This is a genomic window from Metabacillus herbersteinensis (assembly GCF_042433335.1).
Classification (GTDB): domain Bacteria; phylum Bacillota; class Bacilli; order Bacillales; family Bacillaceae; genus Metabacillus; species Metabacillus herbersteinensis.
Genome location: NZ_JBHLVO010000005.1, coordinates 161,757 through 177,990 on the forward strand (window position 1 = coordinate 161,757; position 16,234 = coordinate 177,990).

The window sequence follows — 16,234 nt, forward strand, 5'->3', positions numbered from 1 at the left end:
ATGCAAATGGAAACTCTTTTCCGAGAAGCAAAGCCCATTCTAGAAAAACTGCATGAAGCTGGATATCAAGCTTATTTTGTTGGAGGTGCTGTAAGAGATCTCCTATTAAATCGAGAAATTGGTGATCTGGACATTGCAACGTCTGCTAAACCTGCAATCATTCAGCAGCTTTTTGAAAAAACGATTGATGTAGGAGCAGAACATGGAACCATTATCGTACTGCATAATAAACGATCATACGAAGTGACAACCTTCCGTACTGAATCCGCTTATGAAGACTTTAGAAGACCTAGCCAAGTAACATTTATTAGCTCATTAAAGGAAGATTTACGCCGCCGTGATTTTACGATCAACTCAATGGCAATGGATATCGACGGAAATCTTTATGACTATTTTGACGGACAGCAACATTTGAACGATAGAATGATCCAAACAGTTGGAAAAGCATCGGAACGATTTTCAGAGGATGCATTACGAATGTTAAGAGCGATTCGATTTGTGAGTCAGCTTCAATTCTCACTGAATGGAGACACTAAAACCGCCATTATTCAAAATGTATCTTTATTAAAGAACATTTCAACCGAAAGAAAGACCGTTGAATTTGAGAAAATGCTTTCTGGTGTCCATCATCAGAAAGCATTGCAAATCATGATTGACACAAGAGTCTACGTTTATCTTCCAGGTCTTGACTCTAAAAGAACTCAATTACTGAGATTTAGTCAATATAATCTTTCTATGTTAAAAAGTAGAGAAGAGCAGTGGACAATGTTTGTTCATCATATGGAGATTGAGTCAATCGATTTATTTTTAAAAGAGTGGAAGCTGCCATCTAAACTTATTCAATCTGTCGTTAAAAATGTGGCTCTCTTACATAACTTGAGACATACTGACTGGACAAGCTTAACACTTTATCAGGCAGGGTTAATTACCGCAATGCAAGTGGAAAGAGTGCGGTTAACACTAAGCTTAAGAACAGATAATAACGATCAGCTGATGGGGTTAGAAACCTTGTACAACAATTTACCTATAAAGGCACGTGATCAGCTCGCTGTATCAGGAAATGATATTGTTAAAGTTATCAATCAAAAACCAGGTCCATGGATTTCAAAGGTTTTAGCAATTCTTGAGAAGAAGGTCATTGATGGTGAGCTCGAAAATGAAAAGCAAGCAATGAAGGAGTGGCTTTTGACGTGCAAACAGGACTTCGATCCAAATTATTAGATGCTTTTTCAAAAGCGGAAGGTGAGTACCTTTCTGGTCAAAAAATAAGCGAATATCTAGGATGTTCCAGGACGGCTGTCTGGAAACACATTGAAGAACTACGTAAAGAAGGCTATGAATTGGACGCAGTTCGAAGAATAGGCTATCGGATTACTAAAAAGCCAGATAAAATTAGCAGCAACGAAATTCAGTTAGGTTTAACTACTTCTTTTATGGGAAGACATATTCATTTTGAAGAAGAAGTCACGTCAACTCAAAAAATTGCTCATAATTTGGCAAGTGAAGGTGCCGAGGAAGGAACAATTGTTGTGAGTGAACAACAATCCAGTGGGAGAGGAAGACTTTCAAGAGTTTGGTACTCCCCAAAGCACACTGGAATTTGGATGAGCTTAATTCTTCGTCCTCAAATTCCGCTTAGTCAGACACCACAGCTTACACTTTTAGCTGCTGTTGCGATCGTTCAAGCGATTGAAGAAGTGACCACACTAAAGCCTGATATTAAATGGCCTAATGACATATTAGTTAATGGGAAAAAGCTAGTCGGTATATTAACAGAACTCCAAGCCGAAGCGGATCGCGTACACTCTGTCATTATTGGTATGGGAATAAATGTGAATCATGATCAAGATCACTTTCCAACAGATCTACAAGATATAGCTACTTCAATTGCAATTGAAGCTGGTGAGAAAGCTGATCGCGCTGAGTTGATTCAGCAAATTCTACTTAAATTTGAAGTGTTATATAACCTATATCTATCAAAAGGGTTTAAGCCGATCAAATTACTCTGGGAGAGCTATGCGATTAGTTTAAATAAAACGGTAGTGGCAAGAACTCTCCATGGATCATTAACAGGTAAAGCAATCGGAATTAATGAAGACGGCGTTTTATTACTAGAAACAGAATCGGGCAACATTGAAAAAATTTATTCTGCAGATATTGAAGTAAAATCGTGACTTTTCCTAAAATTGTTCGCTCTTTAATAAAAAATAGAAGCATAACAGCTGGTTAATTAGCAATAATTTATGGAAATTTTTTATTTTATTTGATATACTTCGATTGGGTAGTATCAAAGTGAACTACACCTTCAGTCAGTTACGTTTACAGTTTTTTAATAGAATAATCATAAAATTAATTCTGCCTTGATCCAAAAAAAGGACTAGGACAGAGGGATGAAAACCGATTAATGATGTCATTTACAATCCTTCTTTCTGTGTCGTAAAGAAGGATTTTTCATGTTCTTTTACGATCATTATCACTGATTTCTTCGGTTATCTCATCTCCTCTACCAATTAGGAGGGGAAAAAATGAAAACAAGATTAGATTTTATGAAAATGAAGAAAAACAATGAGCCTATAGTAATGTTAACCGCTTACGATTACCCGACAGCTAAGCTTGCTGAACGTGCTGATGTTGATATGATCTTAGTTGGAGACTCTTTAGGTATGGTCGTGTTAGGATATGATTCGACAATTCCTGTAACGATCGAAGATATGATTCATCACACGAAAGCCGTGAAGCGTGGTGCGAAAAATACATTTGTTGTCACTGATATGCCATTCATGTCTTATCATATTTCAAAGTCTTTAAGCTTACAAAATGCTGCACGACTGATGCAAGAAGCAGGTGCTGATGCAGTAAAGGTTGAAGGTGCTAATGAAGTAACCGAATTAATTGAAGCGCTTACAAATGGTGGTATCCCAGTTGTTGCTCATTTAGGATTAACTCCACAATCAGTAGGTGTGTTAGGTGGTTATAAAGTACAAGGAAAAGATGTAGAATCAGCAAAAAGGCTACTTGCAGATGCACATGCCTGTCAAAAAGCAGGTGCAATCGCACTAGTATTAGAATGTGTTCCTAGACAACTTTCTGAAGAACTTACGAATCAATTAGATATACCTACGATCGGAATTGGTGCAGGTGTTAGCACAGATGGTCAGGTGTTAGTTTTTCACGATATAGTTGGTTATGGTGTTGACCGTGTACCTAAATTTGTTAAGCAATATGTAAACGTTAGTGAAACAATTGAAGGGGCAATCCAACAATATGTTAGTGAAGTGAAATTTCGTTCTTTTCCTGAAGAAAGACATACTTTTTCAATGAAGGAAGAAGAACTTCATGGCTTATACGGGGGAAATAAAGGATGAAAATTGTCACAACTGTCTTTCAATTAAAACAAGAAATTTCACAGCACCAAGCAGGAGATAAAACGATTGGTTTTGTTCCTACAATGGGATTTCTTCATGAAGGACATCTGAAATTATTAGCTCAAGCTAGAGCAGAAAATGAAATTGTTGTATTAAGTATTTTTGTGAACCCACTTCAATTTGGTCCGAATGAAGACTTTGATTCATATCCACGTAATTTGGAAAAAGACAAAGAACTAGCAAGGTTAGCAAAAGTTGATCTAATCTTTGCACCGAGTGCGGAGGAAATGTATCAAGGAGAACCTTCATACACTGTTAGAGTTCATGATCGTATAAATGTGCTTTGTGGAAAAACAAGAGTAGGTCATTTTGATGGTGTTGCGACTGTACTGACTAAGCTATTCCATCTAGTTCAGCCGACTTCAGCATACTTCGGAATGAAAGACGCTCAACAAGTGGCTGTTGTGCATGGATTAGTAGAGCAGTTTCATTTTCCATTAAAAATTGTACCAGTCGATACAATACGTGAAGAAGATGGACTGGCCAAGAGTTCTAGAAATGTATATTTAACTTCATCCGAACGATCTCAAGCACCAGCTATTTATAAAGGCCTACTCATTGGTAAAGAATTAGTGCTTCAAGGAGAAAGAACAAAACAAAAAATTGTCGATGAAGTGTCTTCCTATATAATGCAGCATACATCAGGAAAAATTGATTATGTTGAGGTACTATCTTATCCAGAATTAATAAATCATGAGGTAATATCTGGTAAACTGATCATTGCAGTTGCATTGAAGTTTACAAAAGTCCGACTTATTGATAATATTACGATTGATATTTAATAGCCACGTAGGAGTTAAATATCGACAAGTTACCACATTATCGACTAATTCTTTTTATTTCTTTATAATAGATTCCATTTTCTTTGGAGGAGAGATTAACATGTTTCGTACAATGTTAAATGCTAAAATTCATCGTGCTCGTGTAACAGAGGCAAATCTAAATTATGTTGGAAGTATTACAATTGATGAAGATATTATTGATGCAGTAGGAATGGTGACTAATGAAAAGGTTCAAATCGTAAACAATAATAATGGCGCTAGATTTGAAACCTACATTATACCTGGCGAACGAGGCACAGGAGTAGTTTGTTTAAATGGTGCAGCAGCCAGACTTGTTCAAGAAGGCGATGTTGTCATTATTTTAACCTATACCTTAATTCCAGAAGAAAAAATCCACATCCACAAGCCAAAAGTAGCAATTATGGATGAAGATAATAAAATAGTTGAAATTCTAGGGCAGGAACCTGCGGCGACAATTATGTAAACTAAACTTTTCGAGTATAAAGGGGTCTAAACTTTAAAAAAGTTGGCCCCTTTTTATTTGTCTTCTTCTTGAAAACCCAATAAAGTGTTAAAATAGTTCTAGCAATGTTTCCAAGTAAGTCGAGGTGTCTTAAATGATGAAGCAACGATTTGTAGTGATTGATATAGAAACGACCGGTAATGCCCCGAAAAGAGGGGATAAAATTATTCAAATAGCAGCAGTTGTAATTCAAGATGGTAATATCGTTGACAGATATATGAGTTTTGTTAATCCGATGCAAAGTATCCCACCATTTATTGAACAATTAACAGGAATTTCAAATGAGATGGTACAAGATGCGCCGGCTTTTGAGGAAATTGCTGAAAATATTGTCTCTTTACTGGAGGATGCTTATTTCGTTGCTCATAACGTCTACTTTGATCTATCCTTTTTACAAGAAGAATTACAACGATGTGGATACTCATCATTTACTGGTCCTATTTTAGACACAGTCGAGCTTTCGAGAATTACTCTTCCAACTGCAAGAAGTTTTAAATTAAGTGAGCTATGTGATGAGCTAGAAATTCAACACTTAAATCCTCATCGAGCCGATAGCGATGCAGAAGTTACCGCGCTATTGTTATTACATATCTTTATTAAGCTATCAAAACTACCCTCAATTACTTTACAATATTTAAGTAAACTTTCACGATCGTTTATCAGTGATATTGGAGATCATTTAGAAGCACTTATCTCTAATAAAGAAGAATCACTTAACGATTCCACCGTAAAGTCAGATATTGAGATCATTAAATCTTTAGCTCTCAAAAAGAAGAAACTCCCTCAAATTGAGAGAGAGCAAGCAGAAGACGTCGGTAGCTTTAAAGACTTCACTAAGTCGCTATTAAGTGAAAACGGATCACTGACCAAAATCTTTCCATCATATGTGGTTAGGTCTCAACAATTACAAATGGCTGATGAAATTATGGATGCTTTTATCACCCATCAACATGCGATAATTGAGGCTGGAACAGGTACAGGGAAAACGTTAGCTTATTTAGTATCAGCCATTCATTATTCGTTGAAAAATAATCAACCTGTTGTAATTAGTACGTATACAACAAATCTACAAACACAAATGATGGATCGGGATCTTCCGTTTTTAGAGAAAGCTATACCACAACGTTTTTACATAGCAATGCTTAAAGGCCAAAAACATTATTTATGCTTGCAAAAATTTGAACACTCTCTATTGGAGAAGGACGACAACTATGATTTTCTATTAACCAAAGCACAAATTCTTATTTGGTTAACCGAGACGGAAACAGGGGATGTTGATGAATTAAATCTACCTTCGGGCGGGAAAATGTTATGGAATCGTCTTAATTATGATTCTTCATCAAATAGTGAAAAAAACCCTTACAATAATCAGTGTTTTTATCGTTACGCGAGAGAAAAGTCCAAATCAGCAAATATTATTGTTACAAATCATGCGATGATTCTCTCACATTTAGCTAGAGGTCAAGAATTTCTTCCGGACTTTGATCAAATCATTGTTGATGAAGCACATCATCTTGAACGTGTAGCAAGTAATCATTTAGGGAAACGTCTTCAATATGTATCGATTCATATTCATCTTAATCGTCTAGGAACCTTACTGACCGATGGATTGTTAACGAAAGTGTTGAATCTAACCAAAAAGGTAAATAGATCATTTCAAGATGATTTTCTAGCGATGGAAGTGATTTTAAATACTTTTCAAGAAGATTGTAATTCTTTTTTTACTTCTCTGCACGGGTATGTACTTAAACGAAAAAAAAAGCCAGCTTCTAACCGTGTTTCCTATCGATTTCAAACAGATCAGGAACAAAACCGTGCTTGGGATGCTTTGCTTGAATTAGTCAGACGCTTAAATTTTTGTTTAATAGATCTGAAAAACTCTTCAAGTGCTCACCTTCGTTTTCTCAATGAAAACAAGGATAAACTCAATCGTTTAGATAAAATTTCCTTCGAAGAGTATTGTGATGTATTAGCTTTTTTTAATGCTTGTCATGATACATTTCAGTCACTATTTCTACAAGTTGATGAAAATATCGTAACTTGGATTGAGATTGAATCGAAGGGTGCAAAAAATGCAGTTTCTCTGTATGCACAACCCGTTTCTGTTGCAGAATATTTAGCTGATTTATTTTTTGCAAATTATAACAGTGTCATTTTAACGTCCGCAACATTAACAGTTAAGGGAGCGTTTCACTATCTTATTGAAAATATTGGACTAACTGATTTTTATCCAAAGCAAACCTTGTTGAAGTCTCCTTATAATTACAAAGAACAAGTTAAACTTTTGATACCAAGTGATATGCCAGCAATCAATGATGTATCAACCGATGAATATATTTATTCAGTTGTAGCGAATATAGGAACAATTGCTCAAATAACAATGGGAAAACTGCTTGTATTGTTTACTTCCTACGAAATGCTTAAAAAAACGTATCAGCTCTTAAAAGAAGATGAAACGTTGGATGATTTTATGATTATGGGGCAAGGGACAAGTAGTGGCAGTCGATCAAAGCTAACAAAAAACTTTCGTCAGTTTGACAAAGCCATTCTTCTTGGAACGAATAGTTTTTGGGAAGGTGTTGATTTTCCTGGAAATGAGTTAACGTCTTTAATAATGGTGAGATTACCTTTTTCTTCACCAGATGATCCAATTCTATCTGCTAAATGTGAGGTAATTGAACAAAAAGGGGAGAATCCATTTTATTATTATTCGCTCCCTGAAGCAATACTACGCTTTAAACAAGGATTTGGGCGGCTCATTCGATCTGAAAGTGACAAAGGCCTGTTGTTTGTTTTTGATAAACGAATTACATCAACAAAATACGGAAAACACTTTTTAACATCAATTCCAGAGATTGAAATACAGGAAAAACCAATGCACCAATTAACACATATAATCGAAGAATGGACACTGAAATAGTAGTGATTAGATTTAAAAAATGCCTGTGTTTTCACACAGGCGAATGGTGTGGAGTAAGAGAAATTTATTTTGTACTTCACAGGTATTAACCGTTATAATGGGTACAAGATACTTACAACAAAAACTTGTTGTAATAATAGTGTGTCCATGGTTTGCTCTCATATAAGTTACAATATTTGTTTTTGGTAGGAGGAAGTTGTTATGGAAAGTAAGATAGAAGTATTATCAACAATTACTGTTGACCACACAGACGACTTATATAAAATTGTTGATATGCTAAATCGAACACTGAAACGAAATGACCTTATGTTTGGACTAGCTCTAGAAGGTAATAATAAAAATAAAGCGATATTTACGATTTATCGAACGTAGGCTTACGATGAGAAAAACTGTTAAAGGGCTAATAGCCTTGAGTATTTTGTTTATCATTGTGATTTGGTTTTTTACAACTACCTATCAAACAGCAAGAAGCCAATACTCAGAAGGTCACAATAAATCTGCTGAACTTGCAAAGAAACGTGGAAATTTAACCCTTGTTGAAAAAGTTGAGACGTTTAACGGAACATTGCAATATCATATCGTGACTGGAACAAATGAAAATAACGAAAAGGTTTATGTGTGGGTTCCACAACAAGACGGGGAAAAGGTACTGATCAAGAAGGAAAAAAATGGGATCAACGAAGCGCAAGCACTTAAAACCGTTCAACAACAATATAGCCCAGAAAAAATCAAAAGTGTTCAATTAGGGATGGATGAAAATATTCCTATTTGGGAAATAAAATATATTGATGAAGCGGGTCGTTTTACATATGACTATGTCAATTTTTATGACGGGGAAATCAACAAACATATGGCTATTCAGAATTAGGGGGAATTGACGTGAAACTAGCACAAAGAGTCGAGGCCTTAACTCCATCAAGTACTCTTGCAATCACAGCAAAAGCAAAAGAACTAAAAGCAGCAGGCCATGATGTAATTGGTTTAGGAGCGGGAGAACCAGACTTTAATACGCCTCAACATATTTTAGATGCTGCGGTTAATGCCATGAACGAAGGACATACAAAATATACACCTTCAGATGGTCTAGCTTCATTAAAAGAAGCGATTATTGGAAAATTTAAACGGGACCAGGGCATTGATTATACTCCAAAGGAAATTATCGTCTGCTCAGGCGCTAAACATGCCCTTTATACACTTTTTCAAGTCCTATTAAATGAAAATGATGAAGTAATTATCCCAACACCTTATTGGGTTAGTTATCCAGAACAAGTTAAACTTGCAGGTGGAGTACCAGTTTATGTCGAGGGCTTCGAAAAAAATGACTATAAGATCACTCCTGAGCAACTAAAACAATCAATTACGGAAAAAACAAAGGCAGTCATTCTAAACTCTCCAAGTAATCCAACGGGAATGATTTATTCAAAAAGCGAACTTTTAGCACTTGGTGAAGTATGTTTAAACCAGGGCATTTTAATTGTATCAGATGAAATTTATGAAAAACTTTTATATGATGGAAATCAACATGTATCAATTGCAGAGCTTTCACCAGCATTAAAAGCTCAAACAATTATTATTAACGGTGTCTCGAAGTCTCATTCGATGACAGGTTGGAGAATTGGTTATGCTGCAGGAGATAAAAGTATTATCTCAGCCATGACAAATCTTGCAAGTCATAGTACATCAAACCCTACATCTATTGCTCAATTTGCTTCAATTGCTGCTTATAATGAAACACAAGAGCCTGTAGAAATGATGAGAGTGGCATTTGAGGAACGCTTGAACATTGTATACGATAAGCTTACCCGAATTCCAGGCTTTACTTGTATTAAGCCACAAGGTGCGTTTTACCTTTTTCCAAATGTGAAAGAGGCAGCGATCCTCACAGGTTACAACAATGTGGATGATTTCTCAACTGCATTACTAGAAAAAGCAAAAGTAGCAGTTGTTCCAGGTTCAGGCTTTGGTACGAATGATAATATTCGTTTATCCTATGCAACGTCATTACCTACCCTTGAAGAAGCAATAGAACGAATTCACCAATTTGTTCTTGAACATAAAAAATAACAGGTAAAAACAAAAGTGGATTTTCTCACTTTTGTTTTTTTTATGATAGATATTGCGCCCCGCGCTTTTGTTCACATATAAGAAAGTATAAAATTTGATACTAAGTCTGCGTTTCTAAATCCAGCTCCAGCGCCTAGCCCCTCGAGGTCATAAGTCAATTCTAAATTGAAGGCAAAGAACGCCTTCTATTTAGAATCGCCTTATGCTTGTCGGGGCTGTTCAAGGCGCTTGCGCTTTTGTCCTTGATACACAAACCTAAAAAACGTATAATAAAATTTATCTACATAATTAGACACAGTGTAAGTTTCTGGAGGGAAATATTAAGTGAAAACAACGATTGCAGAAGTAGGGAAGTTTGTTGGGCATGAAGTAACGATTGGTGCTTGGATTGCTAATAAGCGTTCAAGTGGAAAGATTGCTTTTCTTCAACTAAGAGATGGAACAGGGTTTATCCAAGGAGTTGTCGTAAAAGCAGAAGTTGAAGAAGAAATCTTTCAAAAAGCAAAGTCGATTACGCAAGAATCTTCGTTATATGTTTCAGGAATTGTTCGAGAAGACGAGCGCTCACCATTTGGTTATGAGTTAGGTGTAACAAATATAAACGTGATTCATGAGTCTGTCGATTATCCGATTACGCCAAAAGAGCATGGCACAGAGTTCTTAATGGACCACCGTCATTTATGGTTGCGTTCAAAACGCCAGCATTCTGTAATGAAAATTAGAAATGAAATCATTCGTGCGACATATGAATTTTTTAATAAAGAAGGTTTCGTAAAAGTTGATCCTCCAATCTTAACTGGTAGTGCACCAGAAGGAACATCTGAGCTTTTTCATACAAAGTATTTTGATGAAGATGCGTATCTTTCACAAAGTGGACAGTTGTACATGGAAGCAGCTGCGATGGCACTCGGAAAAGTCTTTTCTTTTGGTCCAACCTTTCGAGCCGAAAAATCGAAGACACGTCGTCATTTAATCGAATTTTGGATGATCGAGCCAGAGATGGCGTTCTATGATTTCGAAGATAACTTAAACGTACAGGAACAATACGTTTCCTACATCGTACAAAGTGTTCTCGAAAATTGCTCATTAGAATTAAAAACATTAGGAAGAGATACATCTGTCCTTGAAAAAATCAAGGCTCCTTTTCCTCGTATATCGTATGATGATGCAATTTCTTTTCTACATGAAAAGGGATTTGATGAAATCAAATGGGGTGATGATTTCGGTTCCCCACACGAGACGGCAATTGCTGAAGCTTACGATAAGCCGGTATTTATTACCCATTATCCAACAAGCTTAAAGCCGTTCTACATGCAACCAGATGCCACACGTGAAGATGTTGTGCTTTGTGCAGACTTGATTGCTCCTGAGGGCTATGGAGAGATTATTGGAGGCTCACAACGTATACATGATGCCGAGCTTTTAAAACAACGTCTGAAAGAGCATGGCTTAGAGATGGATGCATATAAATGGTATGTGCAATTACGTGAATATGGTTCAGTGCCACACTCAGGCTTCGGTTTAGGCCTTGAACGAACTGTTGCATGGATGAGTGGAGTAGAGCATGTTCGCGAATCTATTCCATTTCCACGTTTATTGAACAGACTTTACCCTTAATGAAAAAAGTCTCCTTTGGAGGCTTTTTTTACTATCAGCAGAATTTATATAATTCTAAGACACAGTAAGCGTTTCGCAAGACCAGCTCCAACGCTTTTGAATCAGGAAATAGTATCCTTTTGAATGAATGATTACATCGAAAATGGTGTTCATGTTATACTAGTTTAGAGGTGTGTTCGATGAATATAGAACAATTTGTTTTTTTACAAGAAAGTGGAAATGTATCGATTCCAGGTATACTCCTTAATTATTATTCAAGGCTAGGCATTACTGAAGAAGAGCTAATGGTTTTGATACAAGTGAAGAAATTCAAAGAAAATGGGAACCATTTTCCAACTCCGACTGAACTATCCGAATATATGTCGATTACGACATCAACATGTACATCTGTGTTACGCAGCCTACTTCAAAGAGGTTTTCTCCATATAGAAGAACTAGAGCAGAATGCGATTCTTTATGAAATGTATTCGTTAAAACCACTATGGGAAAAACTGTATTCCTTTCTCATGCAAGATGAAAAAAAGACGAAGAACCTTGAAGAAGAGCAAAGTCTTTATACAGTTTTTGAAAATGAATTTGGTCGGCCATTATCTCCATTTGAATGTGAAACCTTAACGATATGGATTGATCAGGAAGACTATGACCCTGTTATTATTAAAGCTGCATTAAGAGAATCTGTGATGTCAGGCAAATTAAACTTTAGGTACATTGATCGAATTCTTTTTGAGTGGAGAAAGAACGGAATCCGAACAATTGAGCAAGCTCGAAATTATTCGAAAAAATTTCGTCAACAACAAAAGGGTAACGGATCTTCTCAAGAACAAAGCGAAACAGATTATCAAAGAAAAGTCCCGTTTTACAATTGGCTTGAAAGTTAGGGAGAGTAGTTTTTACTCTCTTTTTTTTGATAGAAATAATACTAAATAGGTGATAATATGCTAACAAAAATTCAAATCCGAGAAACTTTAGATAGAATGGGCGAGTTGTTTCCCGATGCACATTGTGAATTAACACATTCAAATCCTTTTGAGTTAGTCATTGCAGTGGCACTTTCAGCACAATGTACGGATGTACTTGTAAATAAAGTAACCAAAACCTTGTTTGAGAAATATAAAACGCCTGAGGACTATTTAGCAGTGTCACAAGAAGAACTACAAACTGACATTAAATCAATTGGATTGTTTCGAAACAAAGCGAAAAACATTCAAAGTTTATGCGTGACATTGCTATCAGACTATGGAGGCAATGTTCCTAGAGAACATTCAGAGCTAACGAAACTAGCTGGCGTAGGTAGGAAAACAGCAAACGTAGTCGTATCTGTGGCATTTGGAGTTCCGGCAATTGCTGTCGATACTCATGTTGAAAGAGTGAGCAAACGATTAGGAATTTGTAAGTGGAAGGATTCTGTTTTAGAGGTAGAAAAAACACTTATGCGAAAAATACCAAAAGACGAGTGGTCACTCACTCATCATCGGCTTATCTTTTTTGGTAGGTATCATTGTAAAGCACAAGCACCAAAATGTGAAGTTTGTCCGCTATTGCATCTATGTAGAGAAGGCCAAAAAAGAATGAAGAAGGGACATATGGTACATGGAAAATAAACAAAAAACAGTTCCATATGAAATTCCCGCAGCATTCAGATTTGAACCTTTTTTTGAAAGAGAGACTCTATGGAAAGAAGAGCCTTCAGAAGATTCAATTTCAGCGATTCTTTTAAATGATCCTTTTTACTTCGACATGAGATTCGAGGCAGGAATTCTAGATAAAGAAAAGCCCTGGGAGAGACCAGAAGTTTATGTACCGATTGTATTTGAAAAGTTTAACAGAGTTAGTGATGGTTTAAAGCACCTATTAAAACGTAAAAAAATGATAAATGACAAAGATAAAATAATTCAAGCCATCTCATTTTTTTTACTTGGTTTATACTGGATAAATAAACAGCACGTCAACAGTTTAAATAGAGAAGACTTAGGATTTAAAAAATTAACACTTAAGCCGGTCAACTGCGAGGAAAGACTATTATTTATCCTTCAAAATCCAGCTCGATACCATTCATTTATTCAACTTCAGCAATTAGGTGAAGAAATAAGTAAGCTATTCTACAAACAAGCAGCCATTGCAAATTTAAAAAAGCACTAAAAACCCGAACATCATATGATGTTCGGGTTTTAAACATTTTACTTGAAAACTATAGCGCTTCTTAAAAATCCCTTTATTCGATATTCTCTGACTCATCGCCACCGTCTGATGGCTCGTTTTGATCGTCTTCTTCATCTTCATCACGATTTCCATTGCCGTTACCGTTACCGTTACCATTCTGATTGCCTTCATCATCGTCAACAGAATCGAGAGGATCGAGTGGATCGAGTGGATCAATTTCTTCCTCATCCTCTACATTATCGTCGTTACCCTTATCCTTACCCTTATCCTTATCTTCCTCATCACCTTCACCAGGTACAGGGAGTTCGGGAGTTTCCTCCTCAATAGCTTCTGGTACTTCTAGTAAAGTGGCAGAAGGGTCACTTTGGTTTTCCCCGTCTTCATCACTAACAGCGATTACTTGGAACTTGTATATAGCTCCTGGTATTACATCTGGTAGCGTAAGAGCCAGGTCTTTTGATTTTGTTATAACCTGATAGGGTCCTTCATCAATCGATTGACTTACCTCAAAAGAAATATTTTCGAGTAGCTCCTTATTATAATTCCACTTAAGTGAAATGGCATTGCTTTCTTGATCATAATTAATTTGTAGATTTCCTGGTTTATCAAGCTTTTGATATTTCTTAGATTCTTTTGAAGGCTCTGTTCCTTTAACGAAATATTCATAAGCGATTTGATCCTTTGGTGTAAACTTGCTTGATCTGAGTGGTTCACTTGACCCTTTTTCTACAGCAACTTGAACAACACTTTTTGGTTGCTTGAAATCAGAATTATCGCCCTTGGCAATTTCAGAAAAAACTTCTTTAAAAATTGCTCGTGAAAGACCTTGTTCTTCTCTTCCTTCTAAGTAAGATTTCTCATCTTTTTTTATGGTTGGATACCCAGTCCAAACTGCAGCCGTATAATTAGGATTATAGCCAACAAACCAGCTATCTTTGGCCGCACCATTTGGGATGTTGTATTTTTGCTGATCTTCTGCAGTGAAATTTGTTGTTCCTGTTTTCCCTGCAACCGTTACGCCAGGTACTTGAGCAGCAGTTCCAGTCCCGGATTGAACGACAGAAATCATCATATCCGTAATCATGAAGGCCGTATAATCACTCATCGCCACATCAGCTTCCGGCGCTAAGTTGACCTCGGTCCCATCACTTAATACAACTTTTTTTACAGCATGTGGCTCAATATAAAGCCCATTATTTCCGAATGCACTAAATGCACCTGCCATCTGAAGAGGGGAGACTCCATAATCAAATCCTCCCAGTGCATATGATTCGTAGATTTTTTCTAATGGAATACCAAGACCTTGAGCAAAGGCCTGAGCTTTATCTAACCCAACTTCTTGTAAAGCTTTAACTGCAGGGACGTTTCTAGAATCTGCAAGTGCTGTTCGAATGGACATTTGCCCTTTATAATTTCGATCATAGTTTCGAATTGGCGTACTATCTGTATCAGAGTAATTATAAGGTTCATCAACAATTGGGTGAAAAGTGGACCATTTCAGATGTTCAATTGCTGGACCATAATCGAGAACAGGCTTAATTGCTGAACCAGGCTGACGTCTACTATCTGTAGCAAAGTTATAACCACCAACTGGCTGGTTAATTCCTCCGCCAATTGCACGAATTTCACCTGATTTTGTATCAATAAGCGCTACACCAGCTTGGAAGTTCTCATCAGGATAGCTAATTAAATCACCGTTTAAGACATTTTCTACATGCTCTTGTGCTGCAGGATCAAGTGTTGTATAAATTTCTAAACCAGCTGATCCAACATCAATATCCGTCTTATCTTTGACTTCTTCAATAACTTCTTCTACAAATGCATGAAATGGGTTTGCTTTTTCTTTTGGTTCCACTAAGGTAGCTGTAACAGACGTTTGCTTAGCTGCTTCCGCTTCCTCTGTTGTGATAAATCCGTTTTTGGCCATTAGATTTAAGACTGTGTTCCGTCGTTTTTCAGCTAATTCAGGATTCGTTCTAGGGTTATAGTTATTAGGACTTTGTGGTAAGCCAGCTAACATTGCCGCCTCATGTAGTTCCAATTCTTTAAGATTTTCTTTTCCATAAAGTGATTCAGCAGCTTTTGCTACTCCATAGGTATTACCAGGGAAGTATATTTTATTTAAATACATTTCTAAGATTTCTTGTTTTGAATACTTTTGTTCTAATTGAAACGCCAACCATAATTCTTGTACTTTACGGGTAATTGTTTTTTCAGTGCTAAGAAGAGAGTTTTTTATAACCTGTTGAGTAATTGTACTACCACCCTCGGCACCAAAGCCTTCTTGTACGTTTGCAATGAAGGCACCACCAATACGGATAAAATCGACGCCATTATGCTCATAAAAACGCGTATCCTCAGTTGCCAATACGGCCTGCTCGAGTACTTCTGGTATTTCATCATAGGGTACATAGATTCGTTTTTCCTGACCTACTTCGGTAATCTCATCACCATTCACATCATAAATCTTTGATGAAAAAGAGTCCTTCAGCTTCTTGTCGTCAAGTGGAGGCGCACCTGAAATTAATACTGCAAATGTTACGCCACCAGCAATCATACCAACGACACCAATTGCTAATACAGCGAGTAAAATTTTCTTCCATAACGGACTTGAATCCGGTTTTTTCTTTCGTTTAGGCTTATTGGCAGCTAGTGCTTTTTTTCGTTCCTCACGACTTTTATATTGATCTGACATGTTTATTCCAACCTTTCATCACTTTAACTGATGGAGAACGCAAGCATC

The 16,234-nt window shown here is 36.6% G+C and carries 14 protein-coding genes; 13 read left to right on the forward strand and 1 reads right to left on the reverse strand.

The window, feature by feature from the left end; genetic code table 11:
• Window positions 1-6: 6 nt before the first annotated feature.
• From ACFFIX_RS09210 to ACFFIX_RS09270, 13 genes are all read left to right on the forward strand, one after another.
• Window positions 7-1,221: a CCA tRNA nucleotidyltransferase gene (locus tag ACFFIX_RS09210; protein WP_378932861.1), complete on the forward strand. Its 1,215-nt coding sequence runs from the start codon at window positions 7-9 to the stop codon at window positions 1,219-1,221.
• Window positions 1,191-2,174: a biotin--[acetyl-CoA-carboxylase] ligase gene (locus ACFFIX_RS09215; protein ID WP_378932864.1), complete on the forward strand. Its 984-nt coding sequence runs from the start codon at window positions 1,191-1,193 to the stop codon at window positions 2,172-2,174. Before ACFFIX_RS09210 ends, ACFFIX_RS09215 begins: the two co-directional genes overlap by 31 nt.
• Window positions 2,175-2,525: 351 nt before the next feature.
• A complete protein-coding gene (panB, locus tag ACFFIX_RS09220) occupies window positions 2,526-3,365 on the forward strand; it encodes a 3-methyl-2-oxobutanoate hydroxymethyltransferase (protein WP_378932867.1) in 840 nt (279 codons plus the stop codon).
• Window positions 3,362-4,207 carry a pantoate--beta-alanine ligase gene (gene panC / locus ACFFIX_RS09225; RefSeq protein WP_378932869.1) on the forward strand — a complete coding sequence of 282 codons (846 nt, stop codon included), beginning with the start codon at window positions 3,362-3,364 and terminating at the stop codon, window positions 4,205-4,207. Before panB ends, panC begins: the two co-directional genes overlap by 4 nt.
• Before the next feature lie 100 nt (window positions 4,208-4,307).
• The gene (gene panD / locus ACFFIX_RS09230) at window positions 4,308-4,691 is read left to right on the forward strand and encodes an aspartate 1-decarboxylase (protein WP_378932872.1); all 384 of its coding nucleotides are present in this window, start codon (window positions 4,308-4,310) and stop codon (window positions 4,689-4,691) included.
• Between the two features lie 136 nt (window positions 4,692-4,827).
• Complete coding sequence (locus ACFFIX_RS09235; RefSeq protein WP_378932875.1) at window positions 4,828-7,650, forward strand: ATP-dependent DNA helicase DinG, 3'-5' exoribonuclease type; 2,823 nt, start codon at window positions 4,828-4,830, stop codon at window positions 7,648-7,650.
• Window positions 7,651-7,851: 201 nt separating this feature from the next.
• Window positions 7,852-8,022, forward strand: a complete 171-nt coding sequence (locus ACFFIX_RS09240) for a YpmA family protein (protein WP_378932877.1) — start codon at window positions 7,852-7,854, stop codon at window positions 8,020-8,022.
• Between the two features lie 7 nt (window positions 8,023-8,029).
• Window positions 8,030-8,518, forward strand: coding sequence for a cell wall elongation regulator TseB-like domain-containing protein (locus ACFFIX_RS09245; RefSeq protein ID WP_378932880.1), 489 nt, complete (start codon window positions 8,030-8,032; stop codon window positions 8,516-8,518).
• A gap of 11 nt (window positions 8,519-8,529) precedes the next feature.
• Entirely contained in the window at window positions 8,530-9,714 is a 1,185-nt protein-coding gene (locus tag ACFFIX_RS09250; RefSeq protein WP_378932883.1) for a pyridoxal phosphate-dependent aminotransferase, read from the forward strand.
• A 324-nt stretch (window positions 9,715-10,038) separates the two neighbouring features.
• Entirely contained in the window at window positions 10,039-11,331 is a 1,293-nt protein-coding gene (gene asnS / locus ACFFIX_RS09255) for an asparagine--tRNA ligase (RefSeq protein ID WP_378932885.1), read from the forward strand.
• A 179-nt stretch (window positions 11,332-11,510) separates the two neighbouring features.
• Entirely contained in the window at window positions 11,511-12,209 is a 699-nt protein-coding gene (locus ACFFIX_RS09260; protein ID WP_378932888.1) for a DnaD domain protein, read from the forward strand.
• Window positions 12,210-12,266: 57 nt separating this feature from the next.
• Entirely contained in the window at window positions 12,267-12,932 is a 666-nt protein-coding gene (gene nth, locus ACFFIX_RS09265; RefSeq protein WP_378932891.1) for an endonuclease III, read from the forward strand.
• Entirely contained in the window at window positions 12,922-13,470 is a 549-nt protein-coding gene (locus ACFFIX_RS09270; protein ID WP_378932894.1) for a YpoC family protein, read from the forward strand. Before nth ends, ACFFIX_RS09270 begins: the two co-directional genes overlap by 11 nt.
• A 73-nt stretch (window positions 13,471-13,543) precedes the next feature.
• On the opposite strand, the gene ACFFIX_RS09275 is transcribed toward ACFFIX_RS09270, so the two are convergent.
• On the reverse strand, window positions 13,544-16,186 hold the full coding sequence (locus ACFFIX_RS09275) for a PBP1A family penicillin-binding protein (RefSeq protein WP_378932896.1): 2,643 nt from the start codon (window positions 16,184-16,186) through the stop codon (window positions 13,544-13,546).
• Between the last annotated feature and the right edge of the window lie 48 nt (window positions 16,187-16,234).

What these genes read in the sequence shown, in the direction of transcription:
- ACFFIX_RS09240 (WP_378932877.1), top strand. Translation starts at nt 7,852, where the DNA reads ATGGAAAGTAAGATAGAAGTATTATCAACAATTACTGTTGACCACACA.
- ACFFIX_RS09260 (WP_378932888.1), top strand. Translation starts at nt 11,511, where the DNA reads ATGAATATAGAACAATTTGTTTTTTTACAAGAAAGTGGAAATGTATCG.
- panC (WP_378932869.1), top strand. Translation starts at nt 3,362, where the DNA reads ATGAAAATTGTCACAACTGTCTTTCAATTAAAACAAGAAATTTCACAG.
- panD (WP_378932872.1), top strand. Translation starts at nt 4,308, where the DNA reads ATGTTTCGTACAATGTTAAATGCTAAAATTCATCGTGCTCGTGTAACA.
- nth (WP_378932891.1), top strand. Translation starts at nt 12,267, where the DNA reads ATGCTAACAAAAATTCAAATCCGAGAAACTTTAGATAGAATGGGCGAG.
- panB (WP_378932867.1), top strand. Translation starts at nt 2,526, where the DNA reads ATGAAAACAAGATTAGATTTTATGAAAATGAAGAAAAACAATGAGCCT.
- ACFFIX_RS09245 (WP_378932880.1), top strand. Translation starts at nt 8,030, where the DNA reads ATGAGAAAAACTGTTAAAGGGCTAATAGCCTTGAGTATTTTGTTTATC.
- ACFFIX_RS09235 (WP_378932875.1), top strand. Translation starts at nt 4,828, where the DNA reads ATGAAGCAACGATTTGTAGTGATTGATATAGAAACGACCGGTAATGCC.
- ACFFIX_RS09210 (WP_378932861.1), top strand. Translation starts at nt 7, where the DNA reads ATGGAAACTCTTTTCCGAGAAGCAAAGCCCATTCTAGAAAAACTGCAT.
- ACFFIX_RS09275 (WP_378932896.1), bottom strand. Translation starts at nt 16,186, where the DNA reads ATGTCAGATCAATATAAAAGTCGTGAGGAACGAAAAAAAGCACTAGCT.
- ACFFIX_RS09270 (WP_378932894.1), top strand. Translation starts at nt 12,922, where the DNA reads ATGGAAAATAAACAAAAAACAGTTCCATATGAAATTCCCGCAGCATTC.